At 38.9% G+C, this 2,400-nt stretch carries 2 protein-coding genes; both read left to right on the forward strand.

Going from position 1 to position 2,400, the window contains the following annotated elements; translation table 11 throughout:
• The first annotated feature begins 131 nt into the window (after positions 1-131).
• A complete protein-coding gene (istA, locus tag V6C17_RS11095; RefSeq protein ID WP_333522647.1) occupies positions 132-1,592 on the forward strand; it encodes an IS21 family transposase in 1,461 nt (486 codons plus the stop codon).
• Entirely contained in the window at positions 1,589-2,335 is a 747-nt protein-coding gene (istB, locus tag V6C17_RS11100) for an IS21-like element helper ATPase IstB (protein ID WP_333522646.1), read from the forward strand. Before istA ends, istB begins: the two co-directional genes overlap by 4 nt.
• The last annotated feature ends 65 nt before the right edge of the window (positions 2,336-2,400 follow it).

Consider the following 2,400-nt stretch of genomic DNA (forward strand, 5'->3'; position numbering starts at 1 on the left):
TGTTTTTGCTAACATAAAAGTTGACCACCTAAGTGCCAAATGATAACAAAAAAGTTGACCACCTTCACAACATTTCCTGTAAGCTAGAATTGACGAGAAACTGGCTTACGGGAGGAAAGGCGTTGTTAAAGATGGTCGATATTGAGTTTATCAAAAAGAAGCATTTTAGGGAAGGGTGGTCAATACGAAAACTATCAAAAACATTAGAAATCTCACGTCAAGCAATAAGAAAAGCAATTAACTCGACAGATGTACCTAAATATAACCTAAGAAAACCAAAGGCCTCTCCAGTATTAGGCCAATACCATGAACTAATCAAAAAATGGCTACAAGATGATGAAACAAGCCCACCTAAGCAGAGGCATACTGCCAGAAGAATATTTGATCGACTAGTAAATGAGTACGGCTACACAGGCGCAGAGTCAACCGTTAGAAGATACATTAATATAGTAAAATCAAAACCACGGGAAGTATTTATTCCACTAACAGCAGATTATGGCGAACAAGCTCAGATAGACTGGGGTAAAGCATTCTTAACCGTTGGCGGCACATTAACAAGGGTAAACATCTTTTGCTTTAGATTAAGAGCAAGCGGTGTAGCTTTTGCAGCAGCATTCCCAACAGAAAAGATTGAAGCCTTTTTAGCCGGACATCAAATGGCCTTTGAGTGGCTTGGTGGCGTACCGCAAGAATGTGTTTATGACAATTTAAAAACTGCTGTAGTAAAAAGACTCGATAAGCACGAACGCCAAGAGCATGTTCTGTTTTCTGCTCTACGGGCTCACTATCTTTTTGACAGTAAGTTTTGCAACCCGGCTAAGGGTAATGAAAAAGGTTCTGTAGAAAATTTAGTTGGCTATGTACGGAGAAATGCGCTAGTACCTGATATTGGTTGGGATAGTTTTGAGGAGCTTAATAGCCATCTTAAAGGATGGTGCAATAAGGAGCGTCAGCTCAGAAGTCTAAAATGGGAAGAAGAAAAAAGTCATCTTCAACCACTGCCGATGCAGTCTTATGTATGTGCAAGTATTAGATCGACTATTGTATCATCCAGAAGTTTAATTGCATTTGATCGTAACCACTACTCAGTGCCCTGCGCTTATGTTGGGCAAGCAGTATATATTAAAGCATTATGGAACAAGGTTATCATTTTAAGTCGAGACAAAATCATCGCTGAACATATAAGGTGCTATGACCAGAGGCAAGTGCTGACCCAAGTCGAACACTATTTACCGGTGTTAGAGAAAAAACCTCGAGCTGTCGATCAAGCAATCTTTGTCAGACGATTAGGACCAATTTGGGATAAAGCCCGCAGACTTTTAAATGCTACAAATCAAACCCAGTATGAACTTGTTAAAATATTAGGTCTGTTTAAAGAGTTTAAGGAAGAAACAATAACAGCTGCTGTAGCTAAATCTATGGAAATGAATCAATTAAGCTTTGCCTATGTTAGGCATTTAATTACAAATAGCAACCCACCAGAAAACGCTGCAGTAAAAGTAGACTTACCTATATATCTAGAAAACTATCGAGCACGATTTCCTGACCTTACGATGTACGACAGCTTAGCACCAAGGGGGATATCGATATGAGTAGTCCGGTTCAGGGCTTGATAGATATCTATTTGCAGGAACTAAAAATGCCTGGATTTAAGAAAGCTTATCCTGAGTTAATTCGGGAAAGTGAATCTAACAATAGAACGTATTTAGACTTCCTAGCAGCATGCTTAACTGAAGAGATACGCTCAAGAAAAGAAAATCGCTTGAGGACAATGCTAGCCAACGCAAGGTTCCCAAGCACTAAAACGATAGATGAATTTGATTTTACAAACGTACCAAGTATAGCAAAACCACAAGTATTAACTTTAACTCAAGGTGACTTTATCAAAAAGAGAGAAAATATTATCTGCCTTGGTAACAGCGGCACTGGCAAAACACATCTTGCCACAGCCATTGGAATAAATGCTATCAAAGAAGGTTTTAAAGTGCGGTTTATCCCCATTGTAACACTAATGCAAGAATTACTACTGGCAAACTCAGAATATCGCTTACCCAAATATCTTAAAAGTTGGCGGAATTTCGACTTAATTATAATGGATGAGCTCGGTTATGTCGGTTTAGGCCCTAGTGGGCCGTTATTATTCCAGTTTTGCGCTGAGATGTATGAAAAGACTAGTTTAATAATTACTACTAATCTTGATTTTAGTCGCTGGGCTGAAGTGTTTGCTGATCCGGTACTTACCGGGGCCTTATTAGACAGGCTAACACATCACTCCCATATACTACTGTTTGAAGGTGAGTCTTACCGTTTTAAACAACGGTCACAGAATAATTAGCTTAGTATATGGTGGTCAACTTTTACGCTATCAAAGTGGTCAACTTTTTAGTTGCTAAAAACATT

This window comes from Dendrosporobacter sp. 1207_IL3150 (genome assembly GCF_036763085.1).
Classification (GTDB): domain Bacteria; phylum Bacillota; class Negativicutes; order DSM-1736; family Dendrosporobacteraceae; genus JBAIYU01.